A 17,812-nucleotide genomic window follows, 5' to 3' on the forward strand; every position below is an offset into this window, starting at 1 on the left:
CTTCACATCAATTCGCCCCACCCCGCAGCAGGCAACCGTCAAGCACCGGCGTGGTATCGACGATCCCCGCGCCCGTGCACTCCACCGCCACCTTCTGTCCACGCCGAACCATCGTCGCACGGGCCTCCACTTCGCAGACCGGCCGCGCGGCTCCGCAGTTTTGCTGCTCCAGCAGGTTCGCCCGTACCGACTGAGTCGGGTCGCTGGTGCGGATATCGAGATAGACCTGCGTGTCGCCCTCGCGTCGAATACCGCTGGCCACGCCTTCGACGATGAAGTAGGCGCCGCGATAACGTTGATCGGCGTTGTCGCCGTTGTCGCGATAGTCCTGCAGGATCGCGGCCGCCTGGTACACCGGCAGGCGGTCTGCGGGCCGCGTGGGGTCGATGCTGAACGGTTCCAGCGTGCCGCCGCGGTAAATGCCTCCGGCCGGGCTGGCTGCTGAGGCTTGCGACGCGTCGGCAATGGCAGAGGGGGCGGTGTCGCCGGCATTGTTCTGGTCGTTGCCCACCAGCCACAGCATGGCGATCACCGCCAATATGATCAGGGCAATGGCGATTTGTCGGGTCTTGTCGGTCATTGAGGGATGGGGATGAAAGGGCCGGCCCTGCAGGGCACGGCATGCGGGATGCAGCCGAGGGCGACAGTCTAGTCGTCTTTCGCCGTTATCGGGACGAAGCCGGCTTCGTTTTCAGGATCGGCGGCGCGATCGCCCTGGCACCCGGATGCCAATAAAGAAAAAACCCGGGCGTTCCCTCGCGCCCGGGTTTCTTTCAACGCGGCTAAGGCTCAACCCTTGGCCAGCTTCACGGAAGTCGCATCCCCCGTGATATACCCCACAGCCGCCCCAAACCGATCCTTGTAATTCGCCCGAACCAGCGGATCCAGCGTCGGCTTCACGATGTCGTGCAACGGCGATTCCCAATCCCCCGGATGTTGGAACGAGCTCATGACGTAAGTCCAGCCATTGATCTCGTCCACGGCATGCAAGCCGGTCGATTCCGCGCCGGCCGGCGTCGACAGCACGCGGGACAGTTTCTTCGTGTCGATGTTGTACGCCCACAGGAAGTTGTTGACGTGCGTGTTGCTGTCCTCGCCGATAAACAGCGTGCGTAGCTTCTCCGAATACTTCAGGCTGTCCGGCGTCGCGATCTTGTCCGGATTGGCGAAGTTGCCGAGCGCGTCCTGCTGCTTGAGCTTGCCGCCGCCGAAGTCTTCGGCGATCAGTTCGGGGACGGCGGCCATATCGACCGGCACCCATTCCGAATGGATCGGCGCGCCGGTGGTGTCGGACTGGCCGCCGCGCAGGTTCTGCGCGTAGACCGCGCCCGAGTAGGGGCCCTCGACCTTGACGCCGCCCGAGCCGTTCAGCATCGACGATTCGATGCGGGACATCGCGATATAGGCGATCTTGTCGCGGACGTTGATCGTCGTGCCTTCCCACTTGGTGAAGCCCAGGCTGCCGCCCTTGAGCGCGGCGTAGCGGTGCGTCTCCAGGAAGGCTGCGGCCTTTTCCATGCCGGGCATCAGCTTGACCCACTGGAAGCCGCCATTGAACGGGATGCGGGTATAGCTCGCATCGGCCGGATCGGTGGTCTTGACGTCGAAGATGTCGGTGGCCTTGATGCCGCCGCGGACCAGGGCGCGGATTTCGTCGCTGGTGGCGTGGCCAAGCGGAATCCAGCTCAGCGTGGCCGAGCCCGGACCGGTGCCCGACGTTTGATTCCACTTGCCGACGTACAGCGTGCCGGACGACAGGTCACGGGCGCGGTCGGCGATGAACATGAAGGCGCCGCCGTTGGTGGCGTCGTCGCCCATCAGCACGGTGCGCTCGTCCGGTGCGACGCAGACCAGCTCATGCGAGATGCGGCCGAGGCAGTAGTGCTTGACGATGGAGCCAGTGCCGTCGGGGTTGACCGTGACTTCCGGCAGGTGGCCGTAGTCGTAGGGCGAGGCCGCGGTCGGGTCGCCGAAGGTGAAGGTGCTGAAGCGCTGGAACTGCGTGTTGGACGCGATGGTGAAGGCGTCGGGCTCGTATTCCTCGCTCGACAGGTGCGTGTTCCACGGCGACAGGCTGGCGCCGCAGGTAATCCACAGCCCACGCGCCGACGAAGTATCGACGTTGTGGTACTTGACCAGCGTCAGCTTGCCGGTGGCCGGATCCTGGTCGAGCGTCAGGATCGCGATCGGCGACGGCAGCATGCCGTAGGTCGAGGCGCCGGCCTGGTCGCGCGTCGAGTATTCGAACTGCACCACGGCGAACACCGGCTTGCCCTTGATGCCAGGCACGTTGGCGTTCGGCAGCGTCAGCAGCGAGCTGCCGTCGACGCAATCCGAGAAGAACTGGCGCTCGCTGCCGGGCACCGAGCGGTCGAGGATCGGCTGGTTGTTGATGTCGAAGTAGCCGCCGGCCACCACGGTGCCGCCCTTGCCGTCGGGCACTTTATCGCCGGTGATGAAGAAGGGCTGGTAGGCGAGCTTGTAGGTCTGGCTGCTGCCGTCGCTGAACGAGACCTTCAGTTCCGAGCCGACCGTGGTGGTGGCCATCGCGGCCGGTGCGGCCAGGGTCGGTGCCGCCATGCCGATGAACTCGGCGGTGGTGAAGGTGGCGGTCGGCGTGCCGGGGTTCGGCGCGGTGTCCGCGTCGTCGTCGCCGCCGCATCCGGCGAGCAGCGCGGCCGAGGCCGAGCCCAGCGGCAGCATCGGCGAGGTGGCAAGGAATTTCAGGAGGGTGCGGCGGGAGGGATTCGGTGTTGGCTTCATGTTGTTGAAAGCAATCTGAAAGTTCGACGCTGCAAACGACGATGCCCGGCGGGTGGCCGGGCATCGAGGGGGACCGCTCTTCGGAGCGCAGTCAGGATGGTAGGCAGCGACGATGACAGTTTTTTGACAGCGGCGGCTCCATTCGATTCGAGCCATTCCCTCAGCGCGCGTTGACGTCCCGCTCGATCGCGCGCGCAGTCACCAGCAATTGCGGCAGCAGCTGCCGCAGCGTTTCGTCGACCGTCCAGCGCGACGTCGGCACCGCGATATTGACGGCGCCGATCGGCTCGCGCTGCCGGTTCAGGATCGCCTTGGCGATCGAGATATCGCCGATAAAGGATTCCTGATCGTTCAGCGCATAGCCGCGCTTGCGTGCCGTCTGCAAGGCCGACCGCAGATCCGGCAGCTCGGTCAGCGTATGCGGTGTCATCGCGCGGCGCGGCACGCGCGCGAGCAGCCGCATCGCGTCGTCCAGATCCATCTCGGCCAGGATCGCGCGTCCTGCGGCGGAGCAGTGGATCGGCAGCCGGGAGCCGACGTGCAGGTCGACGCTGACCGAGCGAAAGCCAGGAAAGCGGACCACATAGACGATCTCGTCGGCCTCCATCTCCATCAGGTTGACGGTCTCGGCGGTGCGGCGATTCAGGTCTTCGAGATGCGGCAGCGCGCGGTCGCGCAGCGAGTCGCTGGACAGCATCGCGTGGCTCAGATGCAGCACCTTGCCCGACAGCGTAAACGCGCGGGTTTTGGGGTCCTGGCGCAGATAGCCGAGCGCGGTCAGCGTATGGGTGATGCGCTGCAGCGCGCTGCGGCTCAGCGATGCATGCTGACAGAGTTCGGTCAGGCCGACGGGGCGGCCGATGTCCGCCAGCCGCTCGAGCACTTCGAAGGCCTTGCCGATCGACGCGATGAACAGCGGATTGGCGGACCGACCGTCCTCGTCGCTGCGATCGCGCTGGTCGCCATCGTCATTGCCGCTTGCAGCAGCACGGGCCTTCGAACCCCGTGCTGCCTTTGCCTTCGCCATTCCCGCCTCTCCCTGAATATCGGATACCGATATTTGCTATTGCACGGACGACAGTGAGCCACTTACATTCGAAGCCGTCAAGACATCCACCGGATTCCATGGAACATCAGAACGCGCCGATCCCTCCGTCCCGCCCGCCACGCGTCGCCGTGATCGGGGCCGGCATCGTCGGGTCGGCGATCGCGTACGAGCTGCAGAAGCGCGGGGCCGAGGTCACGCTGATCGATCGCGACGAGCCCGGCCAGGCTTGCAGCTACGGCAATTCAGGGGCGATCAGCCCGGGCTCCGTGGCCCCGCTGGCGATGCCCGGCGTGCTGGCCTCGTTGCCCAGCATGCTGCTGGACGAACGCAGTCCGCTGTATCTGCCGTTGCCGTACCTGCCGCGCGCCTTGCCGTGGTTGCTGCGCTTTATTGCCTCGGCCTCGCCGCGCCGTGTCGAGCGGGCCGCCGAGCGGCTGCATGCCATTCACGTCAATGCGGTGCAGCGGCATCTGCAGCTGACCCAGGAGATCGGCGTGCCGGAGCTGCTGATTCGGCGCGGCCATCTGCATCTGTATCCCGATGCCGCGGCGCTGCAGAAGGACGCGACGTCGTGGCGCATGCGCAGGGAATTCGGCTACGAGTTCGAGACGCTGGACCGCGCCGGCATCGAGGCGCTGGAGCCGAACGTCGGCCGGCGCTATCAGGTCGGCGTCTTTCTGCAGGACCACGCGACGATCGTCAATCCGGGGCGTTATGTGCAGGCGATCGTGCGGGCGTTCGAGCAGCGCGGCGGCGGCAGGCGTCGGACCGAGGTGCGCGCGTTGCAGAGGGCGGATTTTGCGGGGCGGCCGCGCTGGTGCGTGGTGGAGGCCGATGGACGCGCGAACGAGTGCTTCGACGAAGTCGTGGTGGCGGCCGGGGCGTGGTCGCGCCAGCTGACGGCGCCGCTGGGGATCGATATCCCGCTGGAAAGCCAGCGGGGCTATCACGTGCAGTTTCGCGACGCCGCGCGCACCGTATCGCGCACGGTCGTGCTGGCGGACCGCAAGGTGTTCGTCACGCCGATGGAGGAGGGGCTGCGCGTCGGCGGTACGGTCGAGATCGGCGGACTGTCGCGCCCGCCCGATATGCGGCGTGCGGCGATGCTGGAGCGCATTGCGCGCGAGACCTTCGACGGCCTGGACGATCCGGCGCCGAGCCGGTGGATGGGGCATCGGCCGTGCATGCCGGATTCGGTGCCGATCGTCGGGCCTGCCGATGGCCAGCCGGGGCTGTGGCTGGCCGTTGGGCACGGGCATCTGGGCGTGACGGACTCGGTCAATACGGCGTATCGGATTGCGGATGCGATGATGTGACACAGGGGAGCTCACCATGAAACGACGCACTTTCCTCGCGGCCTCGTCGATGTTGCTGACGGCCGCGGTACCGCAGCTTGGCGCGGCGGCGGACTGGCCCGAGCGGCCGATTCGCATGGTGATCGGCTATCCGCCAGGTGGCAGTACGGATGTCGGCGGCCGTCTGCTGGCCGAGCAGTTGTCGGCGCGGCTGGGTCAGCAGATCGTGGTGGAGAATCGCCCGGGAGCCAGCGGCACGATCGGCGCGGCCTCGGTGGTGCGCGCCGAGCCCGACGGCTATACGCTGCTGCTGGCCGCGTCGCCGGAGGTCTCGATCGCGCCTGCGACGATGAGCCTGCCCTACGATCCGCGTCGGGACCTGAAGCCGGTGTCGACGGTCGGGACGGTGCCGTTCCTGCTGGTGGTCAATCCGGCGGTGCCCGCCAGGACCCTGTCCGAGTTCATCGCCTACGCGCGCGCCAATCCCGGCAAGCTCAATTACTCGTCGTTCGGCGAGAACACCTCCAACCATATGGGCGGCGAACTGTTCAAGCGGATCGCGCGCATCGAAGCGGCCCATGTTCCGTACAAGGGCAGCGGCCCGTCGATCGCCGACGTGATCGCCGGCCATATCGACTACACCTTCGACACGCCGCCCGCGGTGCAGGAACACGTGAAGGCCGGCAAGCTGCGCGCGCTGGCCGTCGCGCTGCCGTCCCGGCTGCCATCGCTGCCCAATGTGCCGACCTTCGCCGAGGCGGGACTGCCGGACTTCACCGGCGGCACCTGGTGGGGGCTGCTGGCGCCCGCGAAAACGCCCGACGCCGTCGTCGCAAAGCTGAACCGCGAAGTCAACGCGATTCTGCAGATGCCGGAGGTGCGCCAGCGCTATGCCTCGCTCGGCGCGGTGGTGCAGGGCTCGTCGCCGGAAGCGTTCGGCCGCTATATCGACGCAGAAATCACCAAATGGAGCGAGCTGGCCAGGCAGATGGCGCCAGCCGCCAAACGATGACGACAGGGAAGGGGACAGCATGAGGACGCTGCTGAAACATGCCACGCTGATCGACTGCGTGGAGCCCGTCGCCCAGCGCGACAAGGCGGTGCTGCTGGAGGACGGCAAGCTCCGCGAGATCTTCCATACCGGCGATCCCGCGGGCGTGGCCGACTGCGAGGTGGTCGATCTGCAGGGTGCCTTCCTGATGCCGGGCCTGTGGGACGTGCATATCCACCCCGACTACTTCCCGACGCTGGCCGACATGCCGCTGCCCGATCAGGTCACGCTGTTCGGCCACAAGCTGCAGCAGGGCTTGCTGGAATCGGGCATCGTCGGGTTTCGCAGTGCAGGCGCGCACAGCTTCATGGATGTCGCATGGAAGCGCGCGTTCGATTCAGGCCAGCATCTGGGGCCGCGCGTCTTTGCGGCGGGACATTTCCTCACCACGACCGGCGGGCATTTTCTGACATCGGGTCATGCGCTCGAATGCGATGGCCCCTATGGCTTCGTCAAGGCGATCCGCGAGCAGATCAAGCATGGCGTCGACCATATCAAGCTCAATCTGTCTGGCGGCATTCTCGGGCCGGCATGGGACCTGCATCGGCACAGCTTCCTGCTCGACGACGAAATCAAGGCGGCGTTCGACATCTGCAAGCTGCGCGAATTCAAGGTGATGGCACATGCCACCAATCCGGCCGCGGTGAAGGCCGCGGTTCGTCTCGGCGCGCATTCGATCGAGCATGGCTACATCATGGACGACGAGTGCATCGAGGCCCTGGTGGAACACGGCACCTGGTATGTGCCGACGCTGGCGATCAGTCATCTGACGCCGGGGCAGGCCAGCAACATCTTCGAACGGCGCTGGTCGACCGAGCGCAATCTGGCGCACGCGCTGTGCTGCCGTGCGGAGGCCGCGGTCGAGCAGCACACCGAGGCCTTCCAGAAAGCATTGCGTGCGGGCGTGCGGATGGCGCTCGGCTCGGATATCCGGCCGCTGAAGGACGCGGCCTTGCTGGAACTGGGGCTTTGGGTGCGCGACGGCGCCACGCCGTGGCAGGCGATCCGCGCGGCGACCGCGCATGGTGCCGCTGTCTGCGGCGTCGGCGATCGGCTCGGCACCATCGAGACCGGCAAGATCGCCGATCTGATCGTGGTCGGCGGCAATCCGCTCGAGGACGTCAACAACGTCCGTCAGCTGCACCTGGTCTTCAAGGACGGCCGGATCGTGTCGGACAAGCGCGGACGAAGCGAGCCGCGCCAGTAACGATCGGCGCCAGGTTCAACCCCAGCGGCGCACGCGGCCGGTATCGATGTGGATGAAGTTCTCGCTGCGGTAGAAGCCGACGCCGCCGGCCTGCAGCGACACGGCCGCGTCGCGCAGATCGTCCAGCGGCACACCGGGCAGGCGGATGTCGATCGCCTTGCCGTCCATATGCAGGCTGTGTTTCGCCACGCCGCCGCCGCGCGTCTTGCGCAGACGCGAATTGGTATTGGGGCTGCGATAGCCGGAGATGACCTGGAACGGGTTGTCGCTGCGCAGCACCGTGCGCAGCTGGTACAGCACGCCGAACAGCTCGGGATCGATGGTGCCGACGTCGCCGGAATAGTGGTCGCGCAGGAAGCGATTGAGCTTCAGGTGGGCCTGTGGCAATACCTGTTCGCCCATCGCGTAGACCAGCGACAGATGCTCGCCGGTATGGGTGTGGTCGAAGGCCAGCGCCCGCGCGCCCGACACATTGGCCAGGGCGAGCTTCGGCGCCAGGGCCGTCAGGCCGGCGCTCAGCGCCAGGCCGCCGGTACGTTGCAGGAAACGGCGCCGTGCCGGATCACGTGAATACGTCATGATGTGATGGTTTAGCTTGCTTGGCTCGGTTCAGGAGGGCGGGGCGCTGGCCGCCCGGTTGGCCGGCGGCGTGGCGCGTACGGCAGGTGTATGGGACGCCCGTCGCGCGGCGCGCTGCTGCAGCGCCTGGCCGAGCACTTTATCCTGGCCGTAAATGTCAGCGAGGAAGTATACCCGTCCATCGGCCCTTGCGACGGCCGTGCCATAAGCCAGCGTTACCGGCAGGGGATTGGCCAGCGAAACGGTGCTGGCCTTGCCGGCGCCCATCGCCTGACGGATCCGTTCCTCGGTCCATTCGGGCATGTCCTTCAGCACGAACTTGGCCAGCGCGACCGGATCCTCGACGCGGATGCAGCCATGGCTCAAATCGCGCCGGCCGCGCTTGAACAGCTGCGGCGCGGGCGTGTGGTGCAGATAGATGGCCTGGTTGTTCGGGAACACGAACTTGATGTCGCCCAGCGCGTTCAGCGGTCCTGGCCGCTGGCGAATGCGCATCTGCCCGTCCAGCACGGCCTGCATATTGGCCGAATTCAGCTGCTTGATGACCTCGTTGCCGGCGACGAACTCGAAGCCCTGCCGATTGAAGTAGGCCGGATCGCGCTGCAGGCGCGGAATGATTTCCTTTGTCGCAATCGAGCGCGGCACGTTCCAGTACGGGCTGAACTCGATATAGCGCATGTCCTCCTTGAACAGCGGCGTGCGCGTGTCGAGCGCCTTGCCGACGATCACCTTCATCTCCAGCCGGATGTCGAGCTTGCCCTCGTGGAACTCGTAGGCGCGCAGCATGAACTCGGGGATGTTCACCACGATCATGCGGCTGCCTTCGGCAAGCGGCGTCCAGCGCAGCCGCTCCATCGTCAGCACGATCTGGCGCACGCGCGCCGACGGCGGCGTATTGAGCTGGATCAGCGTGGCCGGGCCGATTACGCCGTCGGCTTCGAGGCCGTGGCGAGCCTGGAAGGACTTGACCGCGGCGACAAGCGGGCCGGTATAGGTCGCCGGTACCGGCGTGCCCGCCGGCAGATCGCCGAGTGCCGTCAGGCGCTGGGCCATCTGCGCGAGGCCCGTGTAGCGCATGCCTTCCTTGAGCTTGCCTTCGGGCAGCGCTGGCAGCGGCGTTTTCCAGTGGGGCTGCGCGGCCAGCCCCCGATAGCGCGCCAGCGCCTCGCGCAGCGTGCCGTAGAGCGGGAACGAGGGGGCGGCTTCGCGAATCGCGGCCGGCAGACGGTTGGCTTCCACCGCGGCGCGCAGATGGCTGTCCGGATCGAACGGCTTCTCCTCGGTCATCGTGAAGTTGGCCTGGACCTTGCGCGGATCGACGCGACCCTTGTGCAGGTCGGACAGATAGCGATGCATGGCGGCAGTGAGCGCGCCGTCCAGGCGATCCACCGCCTCGGGCGGCAGGGGCGGGCCATTGGCGGCCTGGGCGATGGACCGGCGCAGCGTGTCGGCGTCGTAGTCCTCGGGCTCGAGTCCGTCGGCCGGCGCATCCACCAGGGCGGACACCGCCTGCAGCGCGGCTTGCGTCGGCTTGCCCCCGACGAACCACAGTGGCTGGGCCATGGCGCCCGTGGCAAAGCCGATCAGCAGGGCGGTCAGCGCGCCGGCGAACCAGCCGTGGCGGCGCGCACGGGGAACGGAACAGGGCGGTTGCGGGACGTTCAGATGGGGCGTTGCGGCAAAAGTCATCGGCGATCCGAAAAGGCGTATCAGTCCGTATGCTAGCCCAGGATGCCGCCACGCAAGGAATGGTGCACAATGCGCGTTCCCGCCGACGAGGTCCTGCCCGATGAAACGATTGCTGATGGTGTTGCCGCTGGTCCTTGCGCTAGGCGGTTGCGGCGTGCTTGCCGCGCCCTGCCGGGTTGCCTCCGCGGGACTGAAGATCGTGCCCGTGATCGGCGATGTCGCCGCGCTGCCGACCGATGCCTGCGCCGAGGTAATCGACTGAGGTACCGAGGTACCGAGGTAACGCGGTCGATTCTGCGATCGATGCCCGGGTCGGCTCGGCGGCGGACTCCCCTAGCGGTACGACAGCACCAGCCCCTGGATCAGCTGCGTCCAGCCCTCCAGCATCACGAACAGCAGCAGCTTGAACGGCACCGAGATCGTCGTCGGCGCGATCATCGACATGCCGAGCGCGAGCAGGATCGCGGCCACGATCAGGTCCACCACGACGAACACCAGATAGATGATGAAGCCGATCTGGAACGCGCGCGTCAGCTCGGACAGCGTGAAGCTCGGGATCAGCACCATCATGTCGTCCGGCTGCAGATCGTCGGCGCGGCCCTCGGGCCAGATCCGCTTGGCCGACTGCACGAAGAAGGTGCGGTTGCGCTCCTCGGTGTGCTTGATCAGAAATTCCTTCAGCGGTCCGCTGACCGAATCGTAGACCGTGACCACATCCCCCACGTTGAAGGGCGCATTGCTCTGCGCGCGCCGCTCGATCGCATCGAAGGCGTCGGCGCCGATCGGCGCCATGATGTAGGCGGTCAGGATGATTGCGATGCCGTTGAGCACCATGTTCGGCGGCACCTGCTGCAGGCCCAGCGCCGCGCGCAGCAGCCCGAACACGATCACCAGCTTGGTATAGCTCGTCACCATCAGCGCCACGAACGGCGCAATGCCGAACGCCAGGATGACGGTGAGGATCAGTACCGGGTTGTACAGGTTCCCGCTCATGCGTCGCCCGCGGCGAAGCTGGAGACGCGCACGCCGAGCCGGTTGCCCACCGCGATCAGCGTGCCGGTACCGAGGATGCGGCCGCCGGCGACGATGCGCACCTCGCTCTGTTTCAGCGGCTGCGGCAGTTCGAACACGTAGCCGGGCCGCACCTCGCGCAGGTCGGCCAGCGCCAGCGACACGTCGCCGACTTCGAAGCGCAGCGATACCTCCAGCTCTTCGAGCCGATCGAGCGCGGCCGGCGCGGCGTCGGGATGCGGCAACTCGCGCTGCCCGTTGTTGCGGTCTTCCATGTTCTCTCCCTGAGCCGACGGCGCGGCGGGCGCGCCGGTCGGGCGTTGAATCGTGATGCGCCGCCCCTCGGCGAGCGCGGGCCAGCCCAGCCCCGCGGCACCGGTCGTGCAGTGGACGGCCAGCGCGCCGCCGTGCGTCTGCCAGCGTTCGATGCCGACGATGTCGCCCGGACGGATGTCGCGCATCTCGCCGACCGCGATGGCGGTGGTACCGATGCGCACGGCCAGCGGCACCCGCAATTGCTCCAGCCAGGCGGGCAGCGGGGTGTCGGGCGCGCGGTGCCGCAGCGGCAGGGCGGCGAGGCGCTCGGGCTCGTCCAGCTGCAGGGTCGCGTGCAGCGTCTCGCCGCCGGCCGCGCCATCGGCGACGCGCCGCAGCGTCAGTCCAAAACAGGGCGCGCCCGAGCGGGGACCATCGCCCTGCCATACAAAGGGCTGCCGAATCGCGGCGGCCACCGTTTCCCCGACTTCGGCGAGCGCGTCCGCCATCAGCGCTTGCCGCAGCAGGGCCGGCAGGGTCTCCGCCGCGCCGTCCACGCCCAGCAGACGGCGTTCGCTTGGCACATCGAACAGCAACTGTCCGCGCGTCTCGCCGAGCGTGAAGGCGTAAGCGTTGGCGTGGGCCCGGCCCTGGGCGTCCGGGCCCGCCCCGGCCGAGGGGCTCGGCTGCGGCTCGAAATGCAGCAGCCAATCGGCGCCGCCGGCGCGCAGCCGCAGCGGCGCGGTACGGCACAGCAGGCGATTGGCGAGCGCCGCCACATCGGCTTCGACGTGCGGCAACTCGGGCGCGGCATCCAGTTCGCGGACCGGCGCATCGTTGCTTCCCGGACGATGCAGCCGCACGCGCGCACGCGCCGACCCGCCGCGGCCCGCTGACAAGGGGCCTGCGGAGGCTGGAGGTTCGCTGAGCGCAACGGATGACGTCATGGATGGCAGAGGCATGGCAAGGCCCGCCGGCGGCAGCGTTCTCCGCAGCGGTCGCTGCCAGTTAGTGAGACGGTTGGTGACGGAAATACGCGGAAATACGCGACGGAAGAACGATACGGAAGCAGGTGCAGCCTCGTCCACTACGAGCCTTGGTAGTGGCGGCCGCGGCGGGGCCGTCCGCAGCCCCGCCGCTACGAATCCTCGGTATTGGTCGCGTGGCGCAACCGCCATACACTGCGCTCACCGTTCGCCAGGGGTGCGCCGCGGCGGCATGGCCTGCGTGGCCGTGACGGAGCGCGATTCAGTGCGGCAGTCCGGGCCCGTCCCGGCGAACGGCCGATCGAACCATCGCAGCAGCCCACATACCGCGTCATGGCAAAACTGTCGGGATTTACCAAGGGGATCGGCCCCGCGCCGGGCCTGCAGCAGATGGCTGCGGCGGCCTCGCGCCAGTCCGACATCGCGCTGACGCTGCTGCTGTTCGCGGTGATCGCGCTGTTCGTGCTGCCGCTGCCGACCTTCCTGCTGGACCTGATGCTGACGATCAATCTCGGCATCAGCCTGACGCTGCTGATCGTCGCCACCTATATTCCGTCGGCGTTGTCGCTGTCGACCTTCCCCTCGCTGCTGCTGTTCACCACGCTGTTCCGGCTCTCGCTCAATATCGCGTCGACCAAGCTGATCCTGCTGAACGCGAATGCCGGCCACATCATCGAGACCTTCGGCAAGCTGATCGTCGGCAACAACGTCGTGGTCGGCGGCGTGGTGTTCCTGATCATCGCGATCGTGCAGTTCATCGTGATTGCCAAGGGCTCCGAGCGCGTGGCCGAGGTCGGCGCGCGTTTCGCGCTGGACGCGATGCCCGGCAAGCAGATGAGCATCGATGCCGATGTCCGCGCCGGCACCATCAGCGCCGCGCAGGCGCAGGAGCGCCGTCGCTCGCTGGAGCAGGAATGCCAGCTGCACGGGGCGATGGACGGCGCGATGAAGTTCGTCAAGGGCGATGCGATCGCCGGCGTCGTCATCGCGCTGGTCAATATCCTGGCCGGCATCACGATCGGCACGCTGATGAAGGACATGAGCATCGGCGACGCGCTGCAGCGCTACGCGATCCTGACCATCGGCGACGGCATGGTGTCGCAGATTCCGTCGCTGCTGGTATCGATCGCCGCCGGTGTGGTGATCACGCGCGTGTCGTCCGACGACAGCGACAGTCGCGCCGCCAACCTCGGCACCGTGATCGGCCGCCAGCTGCTGGCGCAGCCGAAGGCGCTGCTGGTGTCGGGCGTCGCCATCGCCGTGTTCCTGGTGGTGCCGGGCTTTCCGAAATGGACCTTCGGCGCGATGGCGCTGGTGGTGGCAGGCTGCGGCTACTGGCTGATGCGCCGGGGCCAGCGCACCGCCGGCACGGTCACGTGGATCGAGATGCCGGACGACCGCAAGCAAGAGGACGCGCGCTCGGCCGTGGCGCCGGCGCTGGCGCTCGACCTCGACCCGACGCTGCGCGATCGCCTCGACATGCGGCAGTTCGAGCAGCGCATGACGATCGCCAAGAGCCAGGTCGAAGCGGACCTCGGCATGGTCTTTCCGCGCTTGCGGATCGAGTACCGGCCGCTGGGCGAGCCCGATGCCTACGCCATCCGCGTGCAGGACGTGGTGGCGTCGACCGGCGCGCTGCGCCCCGGCATGGAACTGGTCGAGCCCGGATCGCGCGCGCTGGTCGACCAGGGCCGCGCGGTGGTCGGCGCGCCGTTCGGCCCGTTCGCCGAAGCGGTATGGATTCCGCAGGACAAGCCGACGGGCCGCGGCGGCCGCGAGGCCGGCAGCGACGCGCCCGCGCCCGGCGCGCCGCGCACGCTGTCGTGCGAGGAAGTGCTGGCCGTCCATGTCGGTGCGGTCATCAAGCAGCATGCCGCGCCGCTGCTGGGTATCCAGGACGTGCAGGAGATGATGCACGTGATGCAGGCCGAGGCGCCGGATCTGGTGATGGAGCTGGCGCGCGTGGTGCCGCTGCAGCGCGTCACCGAAGTGCTGCGCCGCCTGCTGCAGGAAGACGTGCCGATCCGCAATCTGCGCACGATCTTCGAGAGCCTGGTCACCTGGGCACCGAAGGAAACCGATGCGATCGCGCTGACCGAACTGGTCCGCGTCGATCTGGGCCGGCTGATCACCAGCCGCCATGTTGGCGGCGAACGCGCCATCGATGCGGTGCTGTTCGAACCCGCGCTGGAGCAGCGCGTGCAGGGCGCGATCGAGAAGGCCGCGCGCGGCAACCTGCTGCTGCTGAGCCACGACGTCACCCGCGAGATTCGCGAGCAGCTGCGCCAGCTGCTGGAAAAGGCCAATGCCGCGCGCGTCGTGGTGGTGGTCAGCGTCGACGTGCGCCGCTACATCAAGCGGCTGATCGAGCCGGTCGCGCCGCGCCTGCCGGTGCTGTCCTACCAGGAGGTCGACGAGGACGTGCGGCTGGTGCCGGTCGGCTGGATCCGCAATCCCGAGGTCGAGTGAGCGATGGGCGCCGACACGATTCTCGATATCACGCGCGAGGCGCTGCTGGTGGTGCTGTGGGTGACGCTGCCGGTGGTGCTGATCGGCACCGTGGTGGCGCTGGTGGTGGCGGTGCTGCAGGCCGTCACGCAGATCCAGGACCAGAGCATCGGCACCTCGGCGCGGCTGATCGCGGTGCTGGTATCGCTGGTGCTGCTGGGCGGCTGGCTCGGCGGCGAGGTGATGCGGTTCTCGCAGCGGGCGATCCAGACCATGCTGACCTTCTTATAACGACGATTCGACGACAGATTGGCGCTTTAGTACGAACGATGACGCAGTGGAAAACCGGGGAGGATATGTTGACAAGCGAACGGTTCGGACCTCGATGTCTGGCCATGGCGGGCGCGGTGCAGAGCGGCCTGCCGACAGATAAGAACAAGGCGCCAGGAAGACTCCATGGCGCGCACTGCCGCGTGCTGCGGGGCCTTGCGGCGCTGGGCCTGCTGCTGGCGCTGTGGCTCGTCGTCAAGCCGCTGCACGCCGCCGACCTGAACTGGCCCGGCAAGCCGTTCCAGATCTCGGCCAGCGAGAAGCGCGTGGCCGATTTCCTGCGCGAGCTGGCGTCGACGCAGGGCACCACCGCGGTGGTCGATTCGCGCGTGGACGGCACCATCAGCGGCCGCTTCTCCGACTCGCCGCTGTCGATCCTGCGCAGCGTTGCCGCCAGCTATGGCCTGACCTACTACTACGACGGCTCGCTGCTCTATATCGAGCCGGCCGGCGAAGCGCGCAGCGAGGTCATTCCGTTCGCGCGCGGCGCGGGCGACCGGCTGCAGGAAGCGCTCGAGCATATGCAGGTCATCGACTCGCGCTACCCGATCACCATCAACGACGACGACGGCACCGTGATGGTGTCGGGGCCGAAGCGCTACGTCGAGACCGTGCGTTCCGCGGTGCGCGCCTTCGACGATCGCGCCGTCAACGACGACCGCGCCGAGGTGCAGATCTTCCCGCTGAAATACTCGTGGGCCTCGGACTTCCGCATCAACCGCTCGGGCAAGGACATCACCGTACCGGGTGTGGTCACCGTGCTGCGCAGCCTCTATGGACGCCAGCGCGCCGGCACCGCGACCACGCCGGTCAGCATGGGCCCGAGCCGAGGCGCCAGCCGCATGGCCGAACTGCGCAGCGGCGGCGCCAACAACATGACGCTGCCCCAGGCCAATCCGCGCCAGGTGCTCGAGTCGATGAACGACGGCTCCACCGGCATCGGCCAGCCCGGCTTCGGCAATTGGGGCTTCGGCGGCCTGCCGCAGTTCCAGGCCGACACGCGGCTGAACGCGGTGATCGTCCGCGACGTGCCGGAACGGATGGCGCAGTACCAGCGCCTGATCTCGTCGCTCGACATCAAGCCGCGGCTGATCGAGATCGAAGTCACGATCATGGACATCAGCCAGGAGAACCTGGACAGCCTCGGCGTGGACTGGCGCCTGCATACCCGCCACGTCGATCTGCAGCTCGGCGGGGGCGGCGGTTCGCCGCTGACCTTCGGCAATGCGCGCTCGGAAGGCGGCACCACCGGCAACACGGCCGGCTCGGGCCTGCAGTTCACCGGCGCGATCGGCAACGACGTCACGCGCTATCTGCTGACGCGCGTCAAGGCGCTGGCCGAGCGCGGTCAGGCGAACTTCGTCGCGCGGCCCAAGGTGCTGACGCTGGACAACACCGAGGCCGCGCTGGAAAACATGCGCGAGTTCTATGTGCGTGTGGACGGCTTCCAGGACGCGGGCCTGTTCAACGTGGTGGCGGGCACCGCGGTGCGCGTGACGCCGCTGGTGATCGACGAACGGGAAGGGCGCGCGGTGATGCTGAGCATCGATATCGCCGACGGCGACCTGTCCGGCGAGACGGTCGACAACATCCCGATCGTGCGGCGCCGCTCGATCACCACGCAGGCGATGGTCGACGAAGGCAAGAGCCTGCTGATCGCCGGCTATACGGTCGAGGAGAAGCTGCGCGCGTCGTCGGGCGTGCCGTTCCTGCAGGACGTGCCGATCATCGGCAATCTGTTCAAGTACCAGGAGAAGCGCCAGGCCAATATGGAGCGCTTCTACCTGCTGACACCGCGTCTGGTGATGCCGGGGATGAGCTGATGGCCGCGCTGCACGCCGATTCGCACGCCGACTCGTACGCCCATCCGCACGCCGATCTGCAGGCCGGGTCTCACGCCGGCCCACACGCGGACGCGCTGCGCCACGACGCCGGCGTCCCGGGCTGGACGCTGCGGCTGCTGGGCGGCGCCGTCTACGGCCGCGTGATTTCGCTGCGGCGTGGCGCCAATGTGCTGGGCGCCGCCAGCGACGTCGACATCAGCGTGCCCGGCGACGAGGTGCAGCCGCGCCATCTGGTGCTGAACGTCGGCGAACTGGCGGTGTCGGCCGAGCGGATCGGCGAGGCGCAGGTCAAGGTCAACGGCCGCGATACCACGCAGCGCGTGATCGCGCTGGCCGGCGGCGACATTCTGACGGTCGGCTCGCTCGACATGGAACTGCTGCGCGCCGCGCCGGCCGCATCCGAGACCACCGACACGCTGTTCGCCTGGGCCGAGTCGGGCCGCCGCGCGGCGCGTGCGGACAGCGACGAGCCTGTACGGCAGTCCAGCCGCTGGGTGCTCGGCGGCATCGGCGTGCTGGTGATGGCGCTGCTGATCGGCGCCGGCTGGCTCGCCGCCACGCTGTCGCGCGATGGCGGCTTTGCCCGCACCGCGCAGGTCGACCCGGCCGCGGTACGCCAGACCGTCGCCGGCTATCCGGAACTGGAGGTGGTGTCGTTGCCCAATGGCGCCGTCACCGTGCGCGGCTTCGTCAATTCCCGCGTCGATCGCCAACGCATCGCGCAGGCGCTGGCGCCGTTCGGGCGCGGCGTGCAGCAGCAGGTGCGATCGGCCGACGACATCATCGAGCATATCCAGCGCTACGTCGACGAGCCCGGCGTGGGCATCGCCTATCAGGGCAGCGGCCGCGTGGTGCTGACCGGCACGGCGGACCCGGTGACCGGCCGTGACAAGGTCAAGCGCGTGATCGAGGACCTGCACCCGGGCGTGCTGGTGTCGGATCGCATCGACTACCGCGAGACCGCCGACAGCCGGCGCCGTCATCTGCGCGAGGGCCGCTGGGACAACTGGCAGGGCGTGTTTCCGGCGCGCGTGGTCAGCATCACCGACAACGGCGACGGCACACGGTATGTGCAGCTGGCCAACGGCAGCCGGTATTTCGAGGGCGCGGTGCTGAAGAACGGCGCCGAGATCGAGAAGATCGAGGCGGACGGGCTGGTGCTGAAGGAAGCGAAGGGCGGCGAGCCGCCGCCGCAGCGCTGAGGCCGGCTGGAATTCGCCGCGGGCCCGCACAAATGGGGCCGCGGCAATCGGTTCCGCATCGCCGATGCGGAGTGTGTGGCAGTACCACTTGATGAAGGAGATGG

Annotated in this window: 15 protein-coding genes; 8 read left to right on the top strand and 7 right to left on the bottom strand. The window is 67.8% G+C overall.

Annotated features, from left to right (window positions below; all coding sequences use genetic code 11):
* Positions 1-7: 7 nt before the first annotated feature.
* The 3 genes from J5T34_RS20200 to J5T34_RS20210 form a co-directional block, all read right to left on the bottom strand.
* Positions 8-580, bottom strand: a complete 573-nt coding sequence (locus tag J5T34_RS20200) for an OB-fold protein (RefSeq protein WP_208582394.1) — start codon at positions 578-580, stop codon at positions 8-10.
* 209 nt (positions 581-789) lie between these two features.
* On the bottom strand, positions 790-2,763 hold the full coding sequence (locus J5T34_RS20205) for a PhoX family protein (protein ID WP_208582396.1): 1,974 nt from the start codon (positions 2,761-2,763) through the stop codon (positions 790-792).
* Between the two features lie 160 nt (positions 2,764-2,923).
* Positions 2,924-3,790, bottom strand: a complete 867-nt coding sequence (locus J5T34_RS20210) for an IclR family transcriptional regulator (RefSeq protein ID WP_208582399.1) — start codon at positions 3,788-3,790, stop codon at positions 2,924-2,926.
* Positions 3,791-3,888: 98 nt separating this feature from the next.
* Between J5T34_RS20210 and J5T34_RS20215 the strand changes: the two genes are divergently transcribed.
* From J5T34_RS20215 to J5T34_RS20225, 3 genes are read left to right on the top strand one after another with little or no spacing between them, the layout of a single operon-like run.
* Positions 3,889-5,127 (top strand): NAD(P)/FAD-dependent oxidoreductase, encoded by a 1,239-nt coding sequence (locus tag J5T34_RS20215; protein ID WP_208582401.1) that lies wholly within the window; start codon positions 3,889-3,891, stop codon positions 5,125-5,127.
* A 16-nt stretch (positions 5,128-5,143) separates the two neighbouring features.
* Positions 5,144-6,118, top strand: coding sequence for a Bug family tripartite tricarboxylate transporter substrate binding protein (locus J5T34_RS20220; RefSeq protein ID WP_208582403.1), 975 nt, complete (start codon positions 5,144-5,146; stop codon positions 6,116-6,118).
* Positions 6,119-6,137: 19 nt separating this feature from the next.
* Positions 6,138-7,364: an amidohydrolase family protein gene (locus J5T34_RS20225; RefSeq protein WP_208582405.1), complete on the top strand. Its 1,227-nt coding sequence runs from the start codon at positions 6,138-6,140 to the stop codon at positions 7,362-7,364.
* Between the two features lie 15 nt (positions 7,365-7,379).
* Here the strand turns inward: J5T34_RS20225 and J5T34_RS20230 are convergent, their stop codons facing one another.
* Together J5T34_RS20230 and J5T34_RS20235 are read right to left on the bottom strand one after the other, a co-directional pair.
* Positions 7,380-7,943 (bottom strand): YcbK family protein, encoded by a 564-nt coding sequence (locus tag J5T34_RS20230; protein ID WP_208582407.1) that lies wholly within the window; start codon positions 7,941-7,943, stop codon positions 7,380-7,382.
* A gap of 30 nt (positions 7,944-7,973) precedes the next feature.
* Entirely contained in the window at positions 7,974-9,632 is a 1,659-nt protein-coding gene (locus J5T34_RS20235) for a L,D-transpeptidase family protein (RefSeq protein WP_432207690.1), read from the bottom strand.
* A gap of 100 nt (positions 9,633-9,732) precedes the next feature.
* Here J5T34_RS20235 and J5T34_RS20240 point away from each other — a divergent pair, with 100 nt between their 5' ends.
* Positions 9,733-9,894, top strand: coding sequence for a DUF6726 family protein (locus J5T34_RS20240; RefSeq protein ID WP_174105426.1), 162 nt, complete (start codon positions 9,733-9,735; stop codon positions 9,892-9,894).
* Positions 9,895-9,965: 71 nt separating this feature from the next.
* On the opposite strand, the gene sctR is transcribed toward J5T34_RS20240, so the two are convergent.
* Positions 9,966-10,625 carry a type III secretion system export apparatus subunit SctR gene (gene sctR, locus J5T34_RS20245; protein WP_006576043.1) on the bottom strand — a complete coding sequence of 220 codons (660 nt, stop codon included), beginning with the start codon at positions 10,623-10,625 and terminating at the stop codon, positions 9,966-9,968.
* Complete coding sequence (sctQ, locus tag J5T34_RS20250; protein ID WP_347880678.1) at positions 10,622-11,761, bottom strand: type III secretion system cytoplasmic ring protein SctQ; 1,140 nt, start codon at positions 11,759-11,761, stop codon at positions 10,622-10,624. Before sctQ ends, sctR begins: the two co-directional genes overlap by 4 nt.
* A gap of 456 nt (positions 11,762-12,217) precedes the next feature.
* Here sctQ and sctV point away from each other — a divergent pair, with 456 nt between their 5' ends.
* The 4 genes from sctV (at position 12,218) to J5T34_RS20270 (ending at position 17,708) form a co-directional block, all read left to right on the top strand.
* Positions 12,218-14,353, top strand: a complete 2,136-nt coding sequence (gene sctV / locus J5T34_RS20255) for a type III secretion system export apparatus subunit SctV (protein ID WP_208582409.1) — start codon at positions 12,218-12,220, stop codon at positions 14,351-14,353.
* Between the two features lie 3 nt (positions 14,354-14,356).
* Positions 14,357-14,623 carry a flagellar biosynthetic protein FliQ gene (locus tag J5T34_RS20260; RefSeq protein ID WP_006580269.1) on the top strand — a complete coding sequence of 89 codons (267 nt, stop codon included), beginning with the start codon at positions 14,357-14,359 and terminating at the stop codon, positions 14,621-14,623.
* Positions 14,624-14,805: 182 nt separating this feature from the next.
* On the top strand, positions 14,806-16,485 hold the full coding sequence (gene sctC / locus J5T34_RS20265) for a type III secretion system outer membrane ring subunit SctC (RefSeq protein ID WP_208582411.1): 1,680 nt from the start codon (positions 14,806-14,808) through the stop codon (positions 16,483-16,485).
* Complete coding sequence (locus J5T34_RS20270) at positions 16,485-17,708, top strand: FHA domain-containing protein (RefSeq protein ID WP_244259103.1); 1,224 nt, start codon at positions 16,485-16,487, stop codon at positions 17,706-17,708. The genes sctC and J5T34_RS20270 overlap by 1 nt, the downstream gene beginning before the upstream one ends.
* Positions 17,709-17,812 lie beyond the last annotated feature (104 nt).

The organism is Cupriavidus gilardii, from assembly GCF_017598945.1.
In the GTDB taxonomy this organism is placed as follows: Bacteria; Pseudomonadota; Gammaproteobacteria; order Burkholderiales; family Burkholderiaceae; genus Cupriavidus; species Cupriavidus gilardii_E.

Excerpts from the sequence above, each read along its gene's own strand:
- J5T34_RS20235 (WP_432207690.1), bottom strand. The coding sequence starts at position 9,632 with ATGACTTTTGCCGCAACGCCCCATCTGAACGTCCCGCAACCGCCCTGT.
- J5T34_RS20210 (WP_208582399.1), bottom strand. The coding sequence starts at position 3,790 with ATGGCGAAGGCAAAGGCAGCACGGGGTTCGAAGGCCCGTGCTGCTGCA.
- J5T34_RS20215 (WP_208582401.1), top strand. The coding sequence starts at position 3,889 with ATGGAACATCAGAACGCGCCGATCCCTCCGTCCCGCCCGCCACGCGTC.
- J5T34_RS20225 (WP_208582405.1), top strand. The coding sequence starts at position 6,138 with ATGAGGACGCTGCTGAAACATGCCACGCTGATCGACTGCGTGGAGCCC.
- J5T34_RS20260 (WP_006580269.1), top strand. The coding sequence starts at position 14,357 with ATGGGCGCCGACACGATTCTCGATATCACGCGCGAGGCGCTGCTGGTG.
- J5T34_RS20205 (WP_208582396.1), bottom strand. The coding sequence starts at position 2,763 with ATGAAGCCAACACCGAATCCCTCCCGCCGCACCCTCCTGAAATTCCTT.
- J5T34_RS20240 (WP_174105426.1), top strand. The coding sequence starts at position 9,733 with ATGAAACGATTGCTGATGGTGTTGCCGCTGGTCCTTGCGCTAGGCGGT.
- J5T34_RS20200 (WP_208582394.1), bottom strand. The coding sequence starts at position 580 with ATGACCGACAAGACCCGACAAATCGCCATTGCCCTGATCATATTGGCG.
- sctV (WP_208582409.1), top strand. The coding sequence starts at position 12,218 with ATGGCAAAACTGTCGGGATTTACCAAGGGGATCGGCCCCGCGCCGGGC.
- J5T34_RS20270 (WP_244259103.1), top strand. The coding sequence starts at position 16,485 with ATGGCCGCGCTGCACGCCGATTCGCACGCCGACTCGTACGCCCATCCG.
- J5T34_RS20220 (WP_208582403.1), top strand. The coding sequence starts at position 5,144 with ATGAAACGACGCACTTTCCTCGCGGCCTCGTCGATGTTGCTGACGGCC.
- sctR (WP_006576043.1), bottom strand. The coding sequence starts at position 10,625 with ATGAGCGGGAACCTGTACAACCCGGTACTGATCCTCACCGTCATCCTG.
- J5T34_RS20230 (WP_208582407.1), bottom strand. The coding sequence starts at position 7,943 with ATGACGTATTCACGTGATCCGGCACGGCGCCGTTTCCTGCAACGTACC.